This is a genomic window from Actinomadura sp. BRA 177, from assembly GCF_013372625.1.
GTDB lineage: Bacteria > Actinomycetota > Actinomycetes > Streptosporangiales > Streptosporangiaceae > Spirillospora.
Genome location: NZ_JABXFD010000229.1, coordinates 15,971 through 30,099 on the forward strand (window position 1 = coordinate 15,971; position 14,129 = coordinate 30,099).

Consider the following 14,129-nt stretch of genomic DNA (forward strand, 5'->3'; position numbering starts at 1 on the left):
ACTCGGCCGGGTCGACGGCAGGTCACGGCCGATTCACTCTGGACAACACGGACCATCGCGCGGTGTGATGACGGACCGAGATTTTGCTCACACCCAGGCGGACGCGATGACGGATGTTGTGCTCGACGGCGTCGACAAGGTGTATCCAGGCGGTCAGGTCGCCGTCCGGAAGGTCCGCCTGCGCATCACCGACGGCGAGCTGTTCGTCCTGCTCGGGCCGTCCGGCTGCGGCAAGTCCACCATCCTGCGCATGATCGCCGGGCTGGAGGAGATCACCGCCGGCGACCTGTGGCTGAACGGGATCGTCGCCAACGACCTGCCGCCGCGCGACCGGAACGTCGCCATGGTCTTCCAGGAGGGCGCGCTCTACCCGCACCGCACCGTCAAGGGCAACATGATGTTCCCCCTGGAGGTGTCCGGGGACGACCGGGCCGAGGCCAGCGCGAAGGTCGTCGAGCTGGCCCGCGCGCTCGGCCTCAACACGATGATCGACCGGCTGCCGCGCACGCTGTCCGGCGGCCAGCGGCAGCGCGCCGCGATCGGCCGGGCGCTGATCCGCGAGCCCTCGCTGTTCCTGATGGACGAGCCGCTGTCCAGCCTGGACGCGGGGCTGCGCGCCGAACTGCGGGTCGAGATCACCGCGCTGGTCCGCTCCACCGGCACCACCACCGTCTACGTCACGCACGACCAGGTCGAGGCCATGACGATGGCCGACCGGATGGCGGTGCTGCGGGACGGCGTCCTGGAGGACGTCGGCACCCCCGAGCAGATCTACGAGGACCCGGCGACCGTGTTCGTGGCCGCGTTCCTCAGCTCGCCGCCGATCAACCTGTTGCACGCCACCCTGTGGGCGATCGAGGGCGAGGGGCTGCTGCTCGACTTCGGGCCGCAGCGGCTGATGGTCCCGTGGGACGACCCCCGGGCGTCCGCGCTGATCAGCCACCACGGCCGCTCGGTGATCGTCGGGATCCGCCCGGACACCCTGGTGCCGATCGCCCCCGGCTCGCCGGCCCCGCACGGGACCGTCCTGTCCGGGCAGGTCCGGGCGCTGGAGTTCCACGGCCACGAGTGGCTCGCCTACGCCGAGGCCGGCATCCCCACGGTCGACGCGACCGAGATCGGGCGGCCGCCGGAGGCGCGCTCCTACGAGCCGGAGCGGCCCGGCTGGCGCGACCGGATGCGGGACATGCTCGGCCGGCCGCCCCGCGACGAGTACGTCGCCGAGGAGCACTCCGGCCACCACCGGCGGTCCGACCTGGTGTTCCGCATCGCGCCCGGCAACCGCCCCAACCGGGGCGACCACGTGGCGCTGACCGTGGACCTGCGCCGCGTCCTGTTCTTCGGCGCCGACGGCCGCCGCGTCACCCCCGTCCAGCGCTAGTCACGGGACGACCTCGCGCAGCCTGCGCAGCCCCGCCTCGATCCGCGGCAGCGGCACCGCGCCGTAGCCGAAGACGAGCCCGGGGGCGGCCGGCCCGGTGACCGCGAACTCCGACAGCGCGAACAGCCCGACGCCCGCGCCGAGCGCCCGCGCGGCGATCGCGGCGTCGTCCGTCCCGGCCGCGAAAGTGGCGCTCAGGTGCAGCCCGGCCTCCGCCGGGACGATCGTCAGCCGGTCGCCGAAGAGCTCTCCGAGCAGCTCGGTGACGCACTCGTGCCGGGCCCGGTACTCGCGCCGCGACCTGCGGACGTGCCGGGCGAGGAGGCCCTCGTCGATGAACCGGGCGAGCGCCGCCTGCGCTGGCAGCTCGGCGTGCCAGGACGAGACGTACCGCGCCATCCGGAACGCGCGGTGCAGTGCCGGGGGCGCCACCAGGAACCCGAGCCGCAGCACCGGCCGCATGATCTTGGAGAAGGTTCCGGTGTAGAGGACGCGGCCGTCCTCGTCGAGGCTCTGCAGCGGCTCGATCGGCCGCCCGCCGTACCGGTACTCGGTGTCGTAGTCGTCCTCGACGATCACCACGTCGCGCCGCCGCGCCCAGTCGAGCAGCGCCCGGCGGCGCGGCAGCGACATCGGCATGCCCAGCGGGAACTGGTGGGACGGCGTGACGTACACCGCCCGCGCGTCACCGGGCAGCGCGTCCACCCGCAGGCCCTCCGCGTCGACCGGCACGCCCCGGACCCGCATCCCGGCGGCGGCAAGCAGCATCCGGACCGGCGGGTACCCCGGGTCCTCGACGGCCACCACGTCGCCCGGTTCGAGCAGCACCCGGACGATCAGGTCGAGCGCCTGCTGGACGCCCTCGGTCACCACGATGTCGCCGCCGCCGGCCCGCACCGACCGGGAGACCCCGATGTGCCGGGCGACGGCCTCGCGCAGCGCGGGCAGCCCGGCCGGGTCGCCCGCCGAGCCGAGCCCGGACGGGCGCAGGACGCCCGCCATGATCCGCCGCCACGCCTCGTACGGGAACAGCGCCGCGTCGGGCAGCCCGGCGCGGAAGTCCCACCTGATGCCGGGCATCGGCGGCGGCCACACCGACACCTCGTCCCACACCCGGCGCGGGCGCAGCGGCGACGCCGCCGGGGCGCCGCGCGCGACCGAGCCGGTCTCCCGGACGAACGTCCCCGCGCCCACCCGGCTCGTCAGGAAGCCCTCGGCGGTGAGCCGGTCGTAGGCGACGCCGACGGTGTTGCGGGAGATCGCGAGCCGGCGCGCCAGCTCCCGGGTCGGCGGCAGCACCTCGCCGGCGCGCAGCCGCCCGTCCAGGATCGCCGCCCGCAGCTGCGCGTAGATCTGCCCGGCGAGGTCGCGGCGGCCCACCAGGCTCACGTGCAGATCCACGTCCCCAGCCTAAATCGGCTCAGTCATTTCGCGCGTTTTTGGCCCTGTACCTGGGCCGCTGCGGGTTCCTAGCGTGGGCCGCATGGACGTTCTGACCGAACTCATGACCACCGACCTGCGTCCCCTGGACCGGAAGGCGGCGGACCTGTACCTGTCCACGGTCGCGCAGGTGAAGCCGGACGCGCTCGCGCGGCCCACGCCGTGCCCGGACTGGACGCCTGCACGGCCTGCTGCGCCACCAGGTGAGCCAGGACCAGGGCTTCGCCGCGGCGGCCCGAGGCGACGGCGACCGGCTGTCCGCCTGGCGCGGCGGCGACCTCGGCGACGACCACTATGCCGCCGCCAGCGACTCCGCCGACCTCGTCGCGCGCGCGTTCGCGGACGTCGCCCTCGACGCCGAGCCGGCCCTCCCCGAACTCGGCGGGCGCTTCCCCGCCGCGCTGGCGGTCAGCTTCCACCTCGTCGACCTGGTCGTCCACGCGTGGGACGTCGCCGCCGCGATCGGCGCCCCGTGGGAGCCTGCGGGCGACCTCGTCGAGGCGTCCCTCAAGGTCGCCGTGCTCGTGCCCGGGGAAAGCCGGGGCCCCGGCGAGTCGTTCGGCGCGACCCTGCCGTCCCCGGGCGGCGCGGCGCCGAAGGAGCGCCTGCTCGCCCTGCTGGGACGGGACCCCTCATGGCACTGAGAAGCCCCTGGCGGGCGGACTCGTTCGACCCGGCGGAGACGTGGGCGCGGGCCGAGCGGATGCTCGGTCAGACGGGGGCGGACTGGCAGACCGTGTCCTGGTAGAAGCCGATCTTCCATTTGATGTGCTTCTGCTGCTCGCGGAGCGTGGCGATCTGCTCCTCCACCCGGCGGTCGTGGTCCTGCAGCAGTTCGAGCCGTTCCTGGACGGTGTCGGCGCCGCTGCGGGCCAGTTCGGAGTAGCGCAGCATCTCCGCGATCGGCATCCCGGTCTCGCGCAGGCAGCGCAGCAGGGACAGCCAGTTGAGGTCGTGGTCGCTGAACACGCGCCGTCCGGACGCGTTCCGCGCGATGCCCGACAGCAGCCCGATCTTCTCGTAGTAGCGCAGTGTGTCGAGGGTGAAACCGCTCTTCTCGGCGGTCTCGCCTGGAGAGTAGGAGCTCACGCCCTCCAGGATCCCACCTGGAGCGCACTCCAGGTCAATGTCGGCCCGTCGACGTCGGCCCGGCGGGGCCGCTTGACCTGGAGCACGCTCCAGGTCGCAGAGTGGGAGGGACGGCGACTAGGGAAGGAACGCCATGCGCATCGGACTTCAGGTTCCCAGCTTCACCTTTCCCGGCGGGCCGGAGCAGATCGCCCCGACGTTCGGCCGGATGGCCCGCGAGGCCGACCAGGGCGGCCTGCACTCGCTCTGGGTGATGGACCACTTCTTCCAGATCGACATGGTGGGCCCGGCGGACGAGCCGATGCTGGAGGGCTACTCCGCGCTCGCCTACGCGGCGGCGCTGACCGAGCGGATCACCCTCGGGACGATGGTCACCGGCGTCACCTACCGGCATCCCGGCGTCCTGGTCAAGACCGTGACCACGCTGGACGTCCTGTCGGGCGGCCGCGCGTGGCTCGGCATCGGCGCGGCGTGGAACGAGGAGGAGTCGCGCGGTCTCGGCGTCCGGTTCCCGCCGGTGGCCGAGCGGTTCGAGCGGCTGGAGGAGACGCTGCGGATCGCCCACCAGATGTGGAAGGGCGACGAGTCGGCGTTCGAGGGCGAGCACTACTCGCTGGAGCGGCCGCTGAACTCGCCGCCCGCGCTGCGCACCCCGCACCCGCCCGTCCTGATCGGCGGCGGCGGGGAGAAGAAGACGCTCCGGTTCGTCGCGAAGTACGCCGACGCGTGCAACCTCTTCGACGGCGACGAGCTGCCGCGCAAGCTGGACGTCCTGCGGGAGCACTGCGAGCGCGAGGGGCGCGACTACGCCGAGATCGAGAAGACCTCCCTGGCGCTGTTCACCGGCAAGCCGTCCGTGGACGAGGCGGTGGACAAGGTCGGGCGGCTCGCCGAGCGCGGCATCGACCAGGTGATCTTCTCCCAGGGCACCGGGCAGGACCTCGCGGGCGTCCTCGGCGAGGCGCTGACGCAGACCGGGAAGATCGTCCCGGCGGGCCGCTGAGGCGCGCTCACGCGGTCGCGGGGGTGAACACCCACTTCTTGTACGACCAGTAGCGGAACGCCGAGCCGAGGCCGACGCCGGCGAGGAGGCCGAGGTTGTAGGCGATGCCGCCGTGCAGGCCGAGCGTGTAGTAGGTGAAGCCGGTGCACAGCACCTGGATGAGCAGCCCGACGCCGTTCAGCGCGAAGAAGATCGCGACCTCCCGGCCGGAGCCGTCGCTGTCCCGGTGCCGGAACGTCCAGTGCCGGTTGAGCAGGTAGGAGGTGAGCGTCGACACGATGGCCGGGACGACCACGCTGGTGACCGGGCTGCCGCCGAGCCACGCGCGCATCAGGTTCGCGCCGAAGATCATGATGAGCGTGCCGACGCACCCCACGAAGCCGAAGCTCAGCAGTTCGCGGAGGAATGTCCGGTACGCCGGGGCGGACGAGACCGTTTCCACCGGTCTTGACCGCTGCACAGTGCTCACTCGCCCAGACCTTACCTGAGTAGGACATATGCGAAAGGCACTACCCGGCTAAAAGATCACTGGGCGCCGCGGGGCCACCGGCGGCGGGCCCCGCGGCACCGGGGCTTCAGGCGAGTTCGGCCAGCGGCGTCTTCGGGTCGGCGAGGCGGGCCGGGTCGACCGGGCGGTCCGAGCGGATCAGCGCCTGGACGTCCCCGGTGACGTCCCACACGTTGACGTTCATCCCGGCCACGACCCGGCCGCCGGACAGCCAGAACGCGATGAACTCCCGGGACTCGCGGTCCCCCCGGTACACGACCTCATCGTACTCCCCCGGCGCCGCGACGCCGGACATCTCCATGCCGAGGTCGTACTGGTCGCTGAAGAAGTACGGGATCCGGTCGTAGACGACGTCCTGGCCGAGCATGGCGCGGGCGGCGGCGGGCCCGCCGTTCAGCGCGTTCGCCCAGTGCTCCACGCGGATCCGGCGGCCGAGCAGCGGGTTGTAGGCGTTCGCGACGTCGCCGGCCGCGAAGATGTCGGGGTCGGACGTGCGCAGCGACTGGTCGACGAGGACACCGTCCGAGACGTCCAGGCCCGCCTCCTCCGCGAGCCTGGTGTTGGGCCGCACCCCGATGCCGACGATCACCACGTCCGCGGGCACCTCGGCGCCGCCGGAGGTGACGACGGCCGACACCTGCCCGGCGCCCCAGAACCCGGCCACGCCGTCGTCGAGCCGCAGGATGACGCCGTGCTCGCGGTGCAGGTCGGCGAACACGCCGCCGAGCTCGGGGCCCATCGCGGCGTGCAGCGGCGTCGGCTCCGGGTCGATCACCGTCACCTCGTTGCCGTAGGAGCGGGCGGCGGCGGCCGTCTCCAGCCCGATCCAGCCGGCCCCCGCCACCACGACGCGCCGGCCGCCGTGCGCGAGCGCCTGCTTCAGCGCCGCCGAGTCGGCCATCGTGCGCAGGTAGTGGATGCCCTGCAGCTTGGACCCGGGCACCTCCAGCCGCCGCGGGGACGCGCCCGTCGCCAGCAGCAGCCGGTCATAGGAGATCGGCTCCCGGGTGGAGAGCGTCACCTGGTGCGCGGCCCGGTCGATCGAGGCGACGGACGTGCCGGTCCGCAGCTCCACGTTGTGCTTGTCGTACCAGTCGGCCTCGTGGACGTGCGCCTTGTCGCGGGCCTCCTTGTCCAGCAGGAAGCCCTTGGACAGCGGCGGACGCTCGTACGGCCGCTCGATCTCGTCCCCCACCAGCAGGACTCTGCCCGCGAAACCCTCCTCGCGGAGCGTCTCCGCCGCCTTGGCTCCGGCCAGGCTCGCGCCGGCGATGACGAACGTCTCCTCGGGCATGGCGACCTCCTGTAGTTGGCTTGTAGCCATCCCTACAGCGCCCCATGTGACGAGACAAGAGCCGCCGCCTGGCGCGTCCAGGCGTGTTCACCCGCCGCGACGCGCCGGCGGGTGCGCGGATCAGCGCGGACGGCCGCCCAGCATCCGGTGCCGCGCCATCGCGGAAAGATCGGTCAGCGAAGCGATCTGGTCGATGACGGCGCGCAGCCGGGCGGCGTCGTCGGCGGCGTCCGTGAACGCCTCCCGGAACCCGGGGTCGAGCGTGCCGGGCGCGCCCGCGAGCATCATCTCGGCCAGCTCGGTGATCAGCGTCCGCTGCCGGGCCCTGACCTCCTCGTGGCTGATCCACACGTAGTGCGCCGTGATGCCCTTGAGCAGCGCGTTCTCCATCCGCGGCACGCGCGGGACGATCAGCTCCGCCGCGTACCGGGTGAGCGGCCGGCCGCCGTAGGCGTCCCGCGTCGCGGCCTCGGCGGCCAGGCAGAACCGCCCGATCAGCGTGCTGGTCAGGTTCTTCAGGGCGGCGAGGCTGCGCGGCGTGCCGTCGTAGCGGTCCGGCCAGCACGGCTCGGCGAGCAGCACCGCGAAGCGCTCCTCCAGCTCGGCGAGGTCGGCGCCCGGGCAGTACAGCTTCTCCGCGGTGGCGGCGACGAGCCGGCGCTCGGCCGGGTCGGCGAGCCGGACGAAGTCGACGTGCCCGGCGACCAGCGCGTCCTCCAGGTCGTGGACGGAGTAGGCGACGTCGTCGCTCCAGTCCATGACCTGGGCCTCGAAGCACGGGCGCCCCTCCGGAGCCTCCTCCCGAACCCAGTTGGCAACGTCCATGTCGTCCTGATAGACGCCGAACGGACCACCCCCACTCGCGTGGGGAGCGTGGGCTCGGGAGGAGTCCCTGCTCCAGGGATATTTCATCACGGCGTCCAGCGCCGCGCGGGTCAGGTTCAGGCCGACGCTGCGGCCGTGCAGGGGCGGGCCGTCCGGCGCGAACGACTTCGGCTCCAGCCGGGTCAGGACGCGCAGGCTCTGTGCGTTGCCCTCGAAGCCGCCGCAGTCGCGCGCGACGATGTCCAGCGCGTACTCGCCGTTGTGGCCGAACGGCGGATGCCCGATGTCGTGCGACAGGCACGCCGCCTCGACCAGGTCGGGGTCGCAGCCGAGGGACTTGCCCAGCTCGCGGCCGACCTGGGCGCACTCCAGCGAGTGGGTCAGCCGGGTGCGCAGGCTCTGCACGGTGTCGGCCGCCGCGTCCGCGCCCGGCGAGGCGACCTGGGTCTTGGCGGCCAGCCGCCGCAGCGCGGCGCTGTGCAGGACGCGGGCGCGGTCGCGTTCGAAGGCCGTCCGGTCGCGGCGCTTGGCCGGTTCGGGCGCCCACCGCAGCACGTCGCGCGCGGTGTAGCCCGCAGTGATATTGCTCGTCATGGCCCTATCCAGGGTAAGCGGGCACGATCAGATTCGGCAGGTCGCCGGGTCAGCGGCTCGGCGACGCGGAGGACGCCGGGGCCGGCGTCCCGGACGGGTCGATGCGGATGCGCTTGATGGTCTCGTCCGGCACCTGGACGCTCCTGCCCAGCAGCACGTACGACAGGTATCCGCCGGTCTCCCGCACGATGTAGTTGAACTGGGTGTCGCGGGTCTGCACGCTCGGCCCGCTGCGGGTCGGCGAGGCGGCGGCCTCGATGCCCTGGTCCGCGGCCATCTTCTTGGACCGCAGCCCGTGCCACGGGTCGGTGACGATCACCGCGGAGTCCCAGTGGTGCCGGTCGAACTCCTTGCCCGCGGCCTTCAGGCTCTCCAGCGTGTCCCGCCCGACGGGCACCGCGAAGACCTTGGACGCGGGGACCCCGCCCTCCTTGATCAGCCATGCGCGGCCCGCGCCGGCCTCGGTGTAGTTGTCGCCGGGCGCCTTGCCGCCGACGGTGACGATGGCGGGCGCGACGCCGTCCCGGTACAGCTCCAGCGCGTGCTGCAGCCGCCACTTCAGCGTCGGGGACGGCACCCCGTTGTACTGCGCGGCGCCCAGCACGATGATCGCGTCGGAGCGGGGGCGCTCGTCCTGCCGGGCCTGGTACCAGATCCGCGCGCCGACGGTCAGCGGGGTCAGCACGGCGATGGCGAGCAGCCCGAGGACGACGCTCACCGGGATCGTGAACCACGGGGACCGCCGGCGCCTGCGCGGGCGGTCCTCGCGCTCCTCGGCGGCGGGCTCTTCATTCTCGGGCTCCGGCAATTCCACTTCCAACGTCATCGCATCGGACACACTATTGAGATGGTCCGGCACGCGCCTGAAGTTCGCGAATACGACCTGTCGCCGATGTCATGCCCGCCCGGCGGCCGATCCATCGCGTGAGGTGGAACCGGCCGCCGGTGCGCCGCGTCAGCGGCTGTCGCTCCCTCCCGGCGCGTCCGCCGCCGCGATCGCCGCGCGGCCGGCCTCCAGCCGGGCGACGGGGATGCGGAACGGCGAGCAGGACACGTAGTCCAGGCCGACCTCGTGGCAGAAGTGCACCGAGTCGGGGTCGCCGCCGTGCTCGCCGCAGATGCCGAGCTTGATGCCGGGCCGCGCTTTGCGGCCCTCCTCGGCGGCGATGCGGACGAGCCGCCCGACGCCCTCCCGGTCGAGGGTCTCGAACGGCGACACCCCGAAGATGCCGAGTTCGAGGTAGCGGGAGAAGAACGCCGCCTCGACGTCGTCGCGGGAGAAGCCCCACGTCGTCTGGGTGAGGTCGTTGGTGCCGAAGGAGAAGAACTCGGCGGCCTCGGCGATCTGCCCGGCGGTCAGCGCCGCCCGCGGCAGCTCGATCATGGTGCCGATCAGCGCCGGGACGTCCACCCCGGTGGCCTTCTTCACCCCGTCCAGGATGCCGCGGGCCTCGTCGCGGACGGCCTCCAGCTCCTGCACGGCGCCGACGAGCGGGATCATGATCTCCGGGCGCGGGTCGCCGCCCGCCTTCCTGCGCGCCGCCGCGGCCTCGGCGATCGCGCGCACCTGCATGGCGAACAGGCCGGGAATCACCAAACCGAGCCGCACGCCGCGCAGTCCGAGCATAGGGTTCTGCTCGTGCAGCCGGTTGACCGCCTCCAGCAGCCTGCGGTCCTTGGCATCCGCGCCGTCGCCCGCGAGCGCCACCCGCACCGACAGCTCGGTGAGGTCGGGCAGGAACTCGTGCAGCGGCGGGTCGATGAGCCGGATCGTGACGGGCAGCCCGTCCATGGCCTCGAAGATGCCCTCGAAGTCGCTCTTCTGCAGCGGCTCCAGGGCGTCCAGCGCCGCCTGCCGCTCCGCGTCGTCCTCGGCGAGGACGAGCTTCTCGATGAGCTGCCGGCGGTCGCCGAGGAACATGTGCTCGGTGCGGCACAGGCCGATGCCGACGGCGCCGAAGCGGCGGGCGCGCGCGGAGTCCTCCAGGTTGTCGGAGTTCGCGCGGACCTGCAGCGCGGCGCGCGCGTCGGCGTGCTTCATGACGCGGTCGACGGCCTTGACGAGGTCGTCGCCGTCCGGGGACAGCTCGCCCTCGAAGTACTGGACGACGGGCGAGTCCTCGACGGGCACCTCGCCGAGGTAGACGTCGCCGGACGACCCGTCGATCGAGATGACGTCGCCCTCGTTCACGGTCACGCCGCCGGGCGCGGTGAAGTGCCCGTTCTTGACGTCGACGTCCAGTTCCTCGGCGCCGCACACGCACGTCTTGCCCATGCCGCGCGCGACGACGGCGGCGTGCGACGTCTTGCCTCCACGCGACGTCAGGACGCCCTTGGCCGCGACCATGCCGGCGAGGTCGTCGGGGTTGGTCTCGCGGCGGACGAGGATCACGTCCTCCCCCCGCTCGGCGAGTTCCACGGCGCGCTCGGAGGTGAACACGGCCTTGCCGACGGCGGCGCCCGGCGAGGCGTTCATGCCCTTGGTGAGCTTCTGGACGCCGTCCACCTTGCTGGCGAACCGGGGGAACATCAGCTGCGCGAGCTGGTCGCCGGTGACGCGGCGGGCGGCCTCGTCCACGTCGATGAGCCCCTGGTCGAGCAGCTGGCAGGCGATGCGGAACGCCGCGGCGGCGGTCCGCTTGCCTACTCGGGTCTGCAGCATCCACAGCTTCCCGCGCTCGATCGTGAACTCGATGTCGCACATGTCGCGGTAGTGGTTCTCCAGCGTCTCCATGATTTCGAGAAGCCGGTCGTAGGACGCCTTGTCGATGCGCTCCAGCTCGGTCAGCGGCACCGTGTTGCGGATGCCGGCGACGACGTCCTCGCCCTGCGCGTTCTGCAGGTAGTCGCCGTAGATGCCCTGCTGGCCGGACGCGGGGTCGCGGGTGAACGCGACGCCCGTCCCGGAGTCCAGGCCCATGTTGCCGAAGACCATCGAGCAGATGTTGACGGCGGTACCGAGGTCGACGGGGATGCGCTCCTGCCGCCGGTACAGGATCGCCCGGTCGGCGTTCCACGAGTCGAACACCGCTTTGACGGCGAGGTCCATCTGCTCGCGCGGGTCGGTCGGGAAGTCCCGTCCGGCCTGCTCTCGCACGATGGCCTTGAACCGGTCGACGAGCCCCTTGAAGTCGTCGGCGACCAGGTCGGCGTCGTTGTCGCTGCCGCGGGCCCGCTTGGCCTCCTCGATGGCGTCCTCGAACAGATCGCCGTCGATGTCCAGGACGGTCTTGCCGAACATCTGGATCAGCCGCCGGTAGGAGTCCCACGCGAACCGCTCATCGCCCGCCTGCGCGGCGAGCCCGTGCACGGACTCGTCGTTCAGCCCGACGTTGAGGACGGTCTCCATCATCCCCGGCATGCTGAACTTGGCGCCGGAGCGCACGCTGACCAGCAGGGGGTCGTCGCTCTGCCCGAGCTTCTTGCCCATCGCGGACTCCAGCCCGGCGAGGTGCGCGTTCACCTCGTCCGCCAGCCCCTCGGGCAGGTTCCCGTGCTCGAGGTAGTGCCGGCAGGCCTCCGTGGTGATCGTGAACCCGGGAGGCACGGGCAGTCCGAGGTTGGTCATCTCGGCCAGGTTGGCGCCCTTGCCGCCCAGCAGATCCTTGAGGTCCTTGTTTCCCTCAGTGAAGTCGTACACGAACTTCGGCACGGGGAGCTCCTTCTCGCTCCGGTTCCACCCAGTGACAGTTCCGGCCCATCCGCCCCAGGGGCGCGCTCCGTCGCGTTCCCCCAGGCAGAAGCGGGTCCGCTGCCCTGTTTGCCGGGACTGTACCCGCGCTGCGGACGGTTCCTCGGCGCCCGGTCCCCCGAGGGGAGTTATCCCAGCTCAGACCGCAGATAGTGGTCTATTCCAATGGGGAGACCAAGACCACACCGCGGCCGCGGGCGGCGTCGCGCACCCATGGCGCGCCCACGGCCTGGAAGAGGGAATGATGGACAACGAGGAGGTGAGGTCGTGAGGCCTAAGGTCGCCGGCGGCCGGGCGGGAGATCCGTTCGCCCCCATAGCCGATTTCGGGTTCCTGTCCGACTGCGAGACGACCGCGCTGGTCGCGCCGAGCGGGAACATCGAGTGGATGTGCCTGCCGCGGATGGACTCGCCGAGCGTGTTCGGGTCGATACTCGACCGCGACGCGGGGTACTTCCGGGTCGGCCCGGCGGGCGTGGAGGTGCCCGCCGCGCAGCGCTACATCCCCGGCACCATGGTGATGGAGACCACCTGGTGGGTGCACGGGGGCTGGCTCGTGGTGACGGACGCCCTGCTGATGGGCCCGTGGCACCACGAGACGGAACGGTCCCACACGCACCGCAGGGCGCCGACGGACTACGACGCCGACCACGTCCTGCTGCGGATGGTGCGGTGCGTGAACGGGCAGGTCCAGGTCCGGCTCGACTGCATGCCGGTGTTCGACTACGGCCAGACGCCCGCGCGGTGGGAGCACACCGGCGCCGGGTACCACGAGGCCCTCGCGCGCGGCAACGGGGTCGGGCTGCGGCTCTCCACCGACATGAACGTCGGGTTCGAGGGGTCGCTCGCCACGTCCCGGACGCTGCTGAAGCAGGGCGAGTCCCGGTTCGTGGCGCTGTCGTGGAGCGAGCACGCGGCGCCGTCGTCGTGGGAGGAGGCGCAGGAGCGGCTCGTCTGGACCGTCCACCACTGGCAGCACTGGCTCGACCGGGGCCGCTTCCCCGACCATCCGTGGCGCAGCCACCTGCAGCGCAGCGCGCTCACGCTGAAGGGCCTGACGTTCGCGCCGTCCGGCGCGGTCGCGGCGGCGGCCACGACGTCGCTGCCGGAGGCGCCGGGCGGCGACCGCAACTGGGACTACCGCTACACCTGGATCCGCGACTCCACGATGGCGCTGTGGGCGTTCTACACGCTCGGCTACGACTGGGAGGCCAACGACTTCTTCTACTTCATCACCGACGTCGCCGAGGCCGCCGAGGGCAAGCTGCAGATCATGTACGGGCTGGACGGGCGGGAGGAGCTGCCCGAGTCGACCCTGGAGCACCTCACCGGCTACGACAACGCCCGTCCCGTGCGGATCGGCAACGAGGCGTACATGCAGGCGCAGCACGACGTGTGGGGCGCCATCATCGGCTCCATCTACCTGTTCGTGCGCAAGCGGGACCGGCTCGACGACCGGCTCTGGAAGATCATCATCAAGCAGGTGGAGGACGCGCTCGCGACCTGGCGCACCCCCGACTGCGGCATGTGGGAGGTGCGCGGGGAGCCGCAGCACTTCACCTCGTCCAAGATCTTCTGCTGGGTGGCGGCCGAGCGCGGCGCCCGGCTCGCCCGGGTCCGCGGCGACCAGGACCGGGCGCGCCGCTGGCAGGCCGCCGCCGACGAGATCCACGCGGACGTGCTCGGGAACGCGCTGGACGAGCGCGGCGTCTTCACCGCCCACTACGGCGCGACCGCGCTGGACGCCTCGGCGCTGCTGATCCCGCTGCTCGGCTTCCTGCCCGCCGACGACAAGCGGGTGCGCGAGACCGTCCTCGCGATCGCCGACGAGCTGTCGGAGGACGACCTCGTCCTGCGCTACCGGGCGACGGAGACCGACGACGGGTTCGAGTCCGAGGAGGGCACCTTCACGATCTGCTCGTTCTGGCTGGTCAGCGCCCTGGTGATGATCGGCGAGCTGGACCGGGCGCGGGCGCTGTGCGAGAAGCTGCTGTCGTACGCGAGCCCGCTGCAGCTGTACGCCGAGGAGATCGACCCGCACACCGGCCGGCACCTCGGCAACTTCCCGCAGGCGTTCACCCACCTGGCGCTGATCAACGCGGTCATGCAGGTGATCAGGGCGGAGAACGACGACCCGCAGCCGCCGTTCGCCTGACGCGGCCGGGCGGCCGGGGGAGCGCTCCCCCGGCCGTCCGGAACCTTGATCACAAGTTGGTCGCCTTCCGCCGGAAATGCCCCTTTTGTCGGGCGTCCCGGTTACCGTTCCGCCGTGACCACGCCACCCCCGGCTGACGGCGTCCCCGAC

At 72.1% G+C, this 14,129-nt stretch carries 11 protein-coding genes; 4 read left to right on the forward strand and 7 right to left on the reverse strand.

Going from position 1 to position 14,129, the window contains the following annotated elements; all coding sequences use genetic code 11:
• The first annotated feature begins 106 nt into the window (after positions 1–106).
• Positions 107–1,381 carry an ABC transporter ATP-binding protein gene (locus HUX53_RS08905; RefSeq protein WP_176402678.1) on the forward strand — a complete coding sequence of 425 codons (1,275 nt, stop codon included), beginning with the start codon at positions 107–109 and terminating at the stop codon, positions 1,379–1,381.
• Here the strand turns inward: HUX53_RS08905 and HUX53_RS08910 are convergent, their stop codons facing one another.
• A complete protein-coding gene (locus tag HUX53_RS08910; protein ID WP_176402679.1) occupies positions 1,382–2,782 on the reverse strand; it encodes a PLP-dependent aminotransferase family protein in 1,401 nt (466 codons plus the stop codon).
• Positions 2,783–3,012: 230 nt separating this feature from the next.
• On the opposite strand from HUX53_RS08910, the gene HUX53_RS08915 reads away from it, so the two are divergent.
• Positions 3,013–3,465, forward strand: a complete 453-nt coding sequence (locus HUX53_RS08915) for a TIGR03086 family metal-binding protein (RefSeq protein WP_255205063.1) — start codon at positions 3,013–3,015, stop codon at positions 3,463–3,465.
• A gap of 67 nt (positions 3,466–3,532) precedes the next feature.
• On the opposite strand, the gene HUX53_RS08920 is transcribed toward HUX53_RS08915, so the two are convergent.
• Positions 3,533–3,910, reverse strand: a complete 378-nt coding sequence (locus HUX53_RS08920; protein WP_176402680.1) for a MerR family transcriptional regulator — start codon at positions 3,908–3,910, stop codon at positions 3,533–3,535.
• A 133-nt stretch (positions 3,911–4,043) separates the two neighbouring features.
• On the opposite strand from HUX53_RS08920, the gene HUX53_RS08925 reads away from it, so the two are divergent.
• Positions 4,044–4,913 (forward strand): LLM class F420-dependent oxidoreductase, encoded by an 870-nt coding sequence (locus HUX53_RS08925; RefSeq protein ID WP_176402681.1) that lies wholly within the window; start codon positions 4,044–4,046, stop codon positions 4,911–4,913.
• A 7-nt stretch (positions 4,914–4,920) separates the two neighbouring features.
• Here HUX53_RS08925 and HUX53_RS08930 read toward each other — a convergent pair whose 3' ends face one another.
• The 5 genes from HUX53_RS08930 to ppdK form a co-directional block, all read right to left on the reverse strand.
• Complete coding sequence (locus HUX53_RS08930) at positions 4,921–5,382, reverse strand: GtrA family protein (protein WP_176402682.1); 462 nt, start codon at positions 5,380–5,382, stop codon at positions 4,921–4,923.
• 106 nt (positions 5,383–5,488) lie between these two features.
• Complete coding sequence (locus HUX53_RS08935) at positions 5,489–6,715, reverse strand: NAD(P)/FAD-dependent oxidoreductase (RefSeq protein ID WP_217919242.1); 1,227 nt, start codon at positions 6,713–6,715, stop codon at positions 5,489–5,491.
• A gap of 120 nt (positions 6,716–6,835) precedes the next feature.
• Entirely contained in the window at positions 6,836–8,134 is a 1,299-nt protein-coding gene (locus HUX53_RS08940) for a deoxyguanosinetriphosphate triphosphohydrolase (protein ID WP_176402684.1), read from the reverse strand.
• A gap of 49 nt (positions 8,135–8,183) precedes the next feature.
• Positions 8,184–8,960, reverse strand: a complete 777-nt coding sequence (locus HUX53_RS08945) for a YdcF family protein (RefSeq protein WP_176402685.1) — start codon at positions 8,958–8,960, stop codon at positions 8,184–8,186.
• A 129-nt stretch (positions 8,961–9,089) separates the two neighbouring features.
• A complete protein-coding gene (gene ppdK, locus HUX53_RS08950; protein WP_176402686.1) occupies positions 9,090–11,786 on the reverse strand; it encodes a pyruvate, phosphate dikinase in 2,697 nt (898 codons plus the stop codon).
• 306 nt (positions 11,787–12,092) lie between these two features.
• On the opposite strand from ppdK, the gene HUX53_RS08955 reads away from it, so the two are divergent.
• Positions 12,093–13,979, forward strand: a complete 1,887-nt coding sequence (locus HUX53_RS08955; protein ID WP_176402687.1) for a glycoside hydrolase family 15 protein — start codon at positions 12,093–12,095, stop codon at positions 13,977–13,979.
• Positions 13,980–14,129 lie beyond the last annotated feature (150 nt).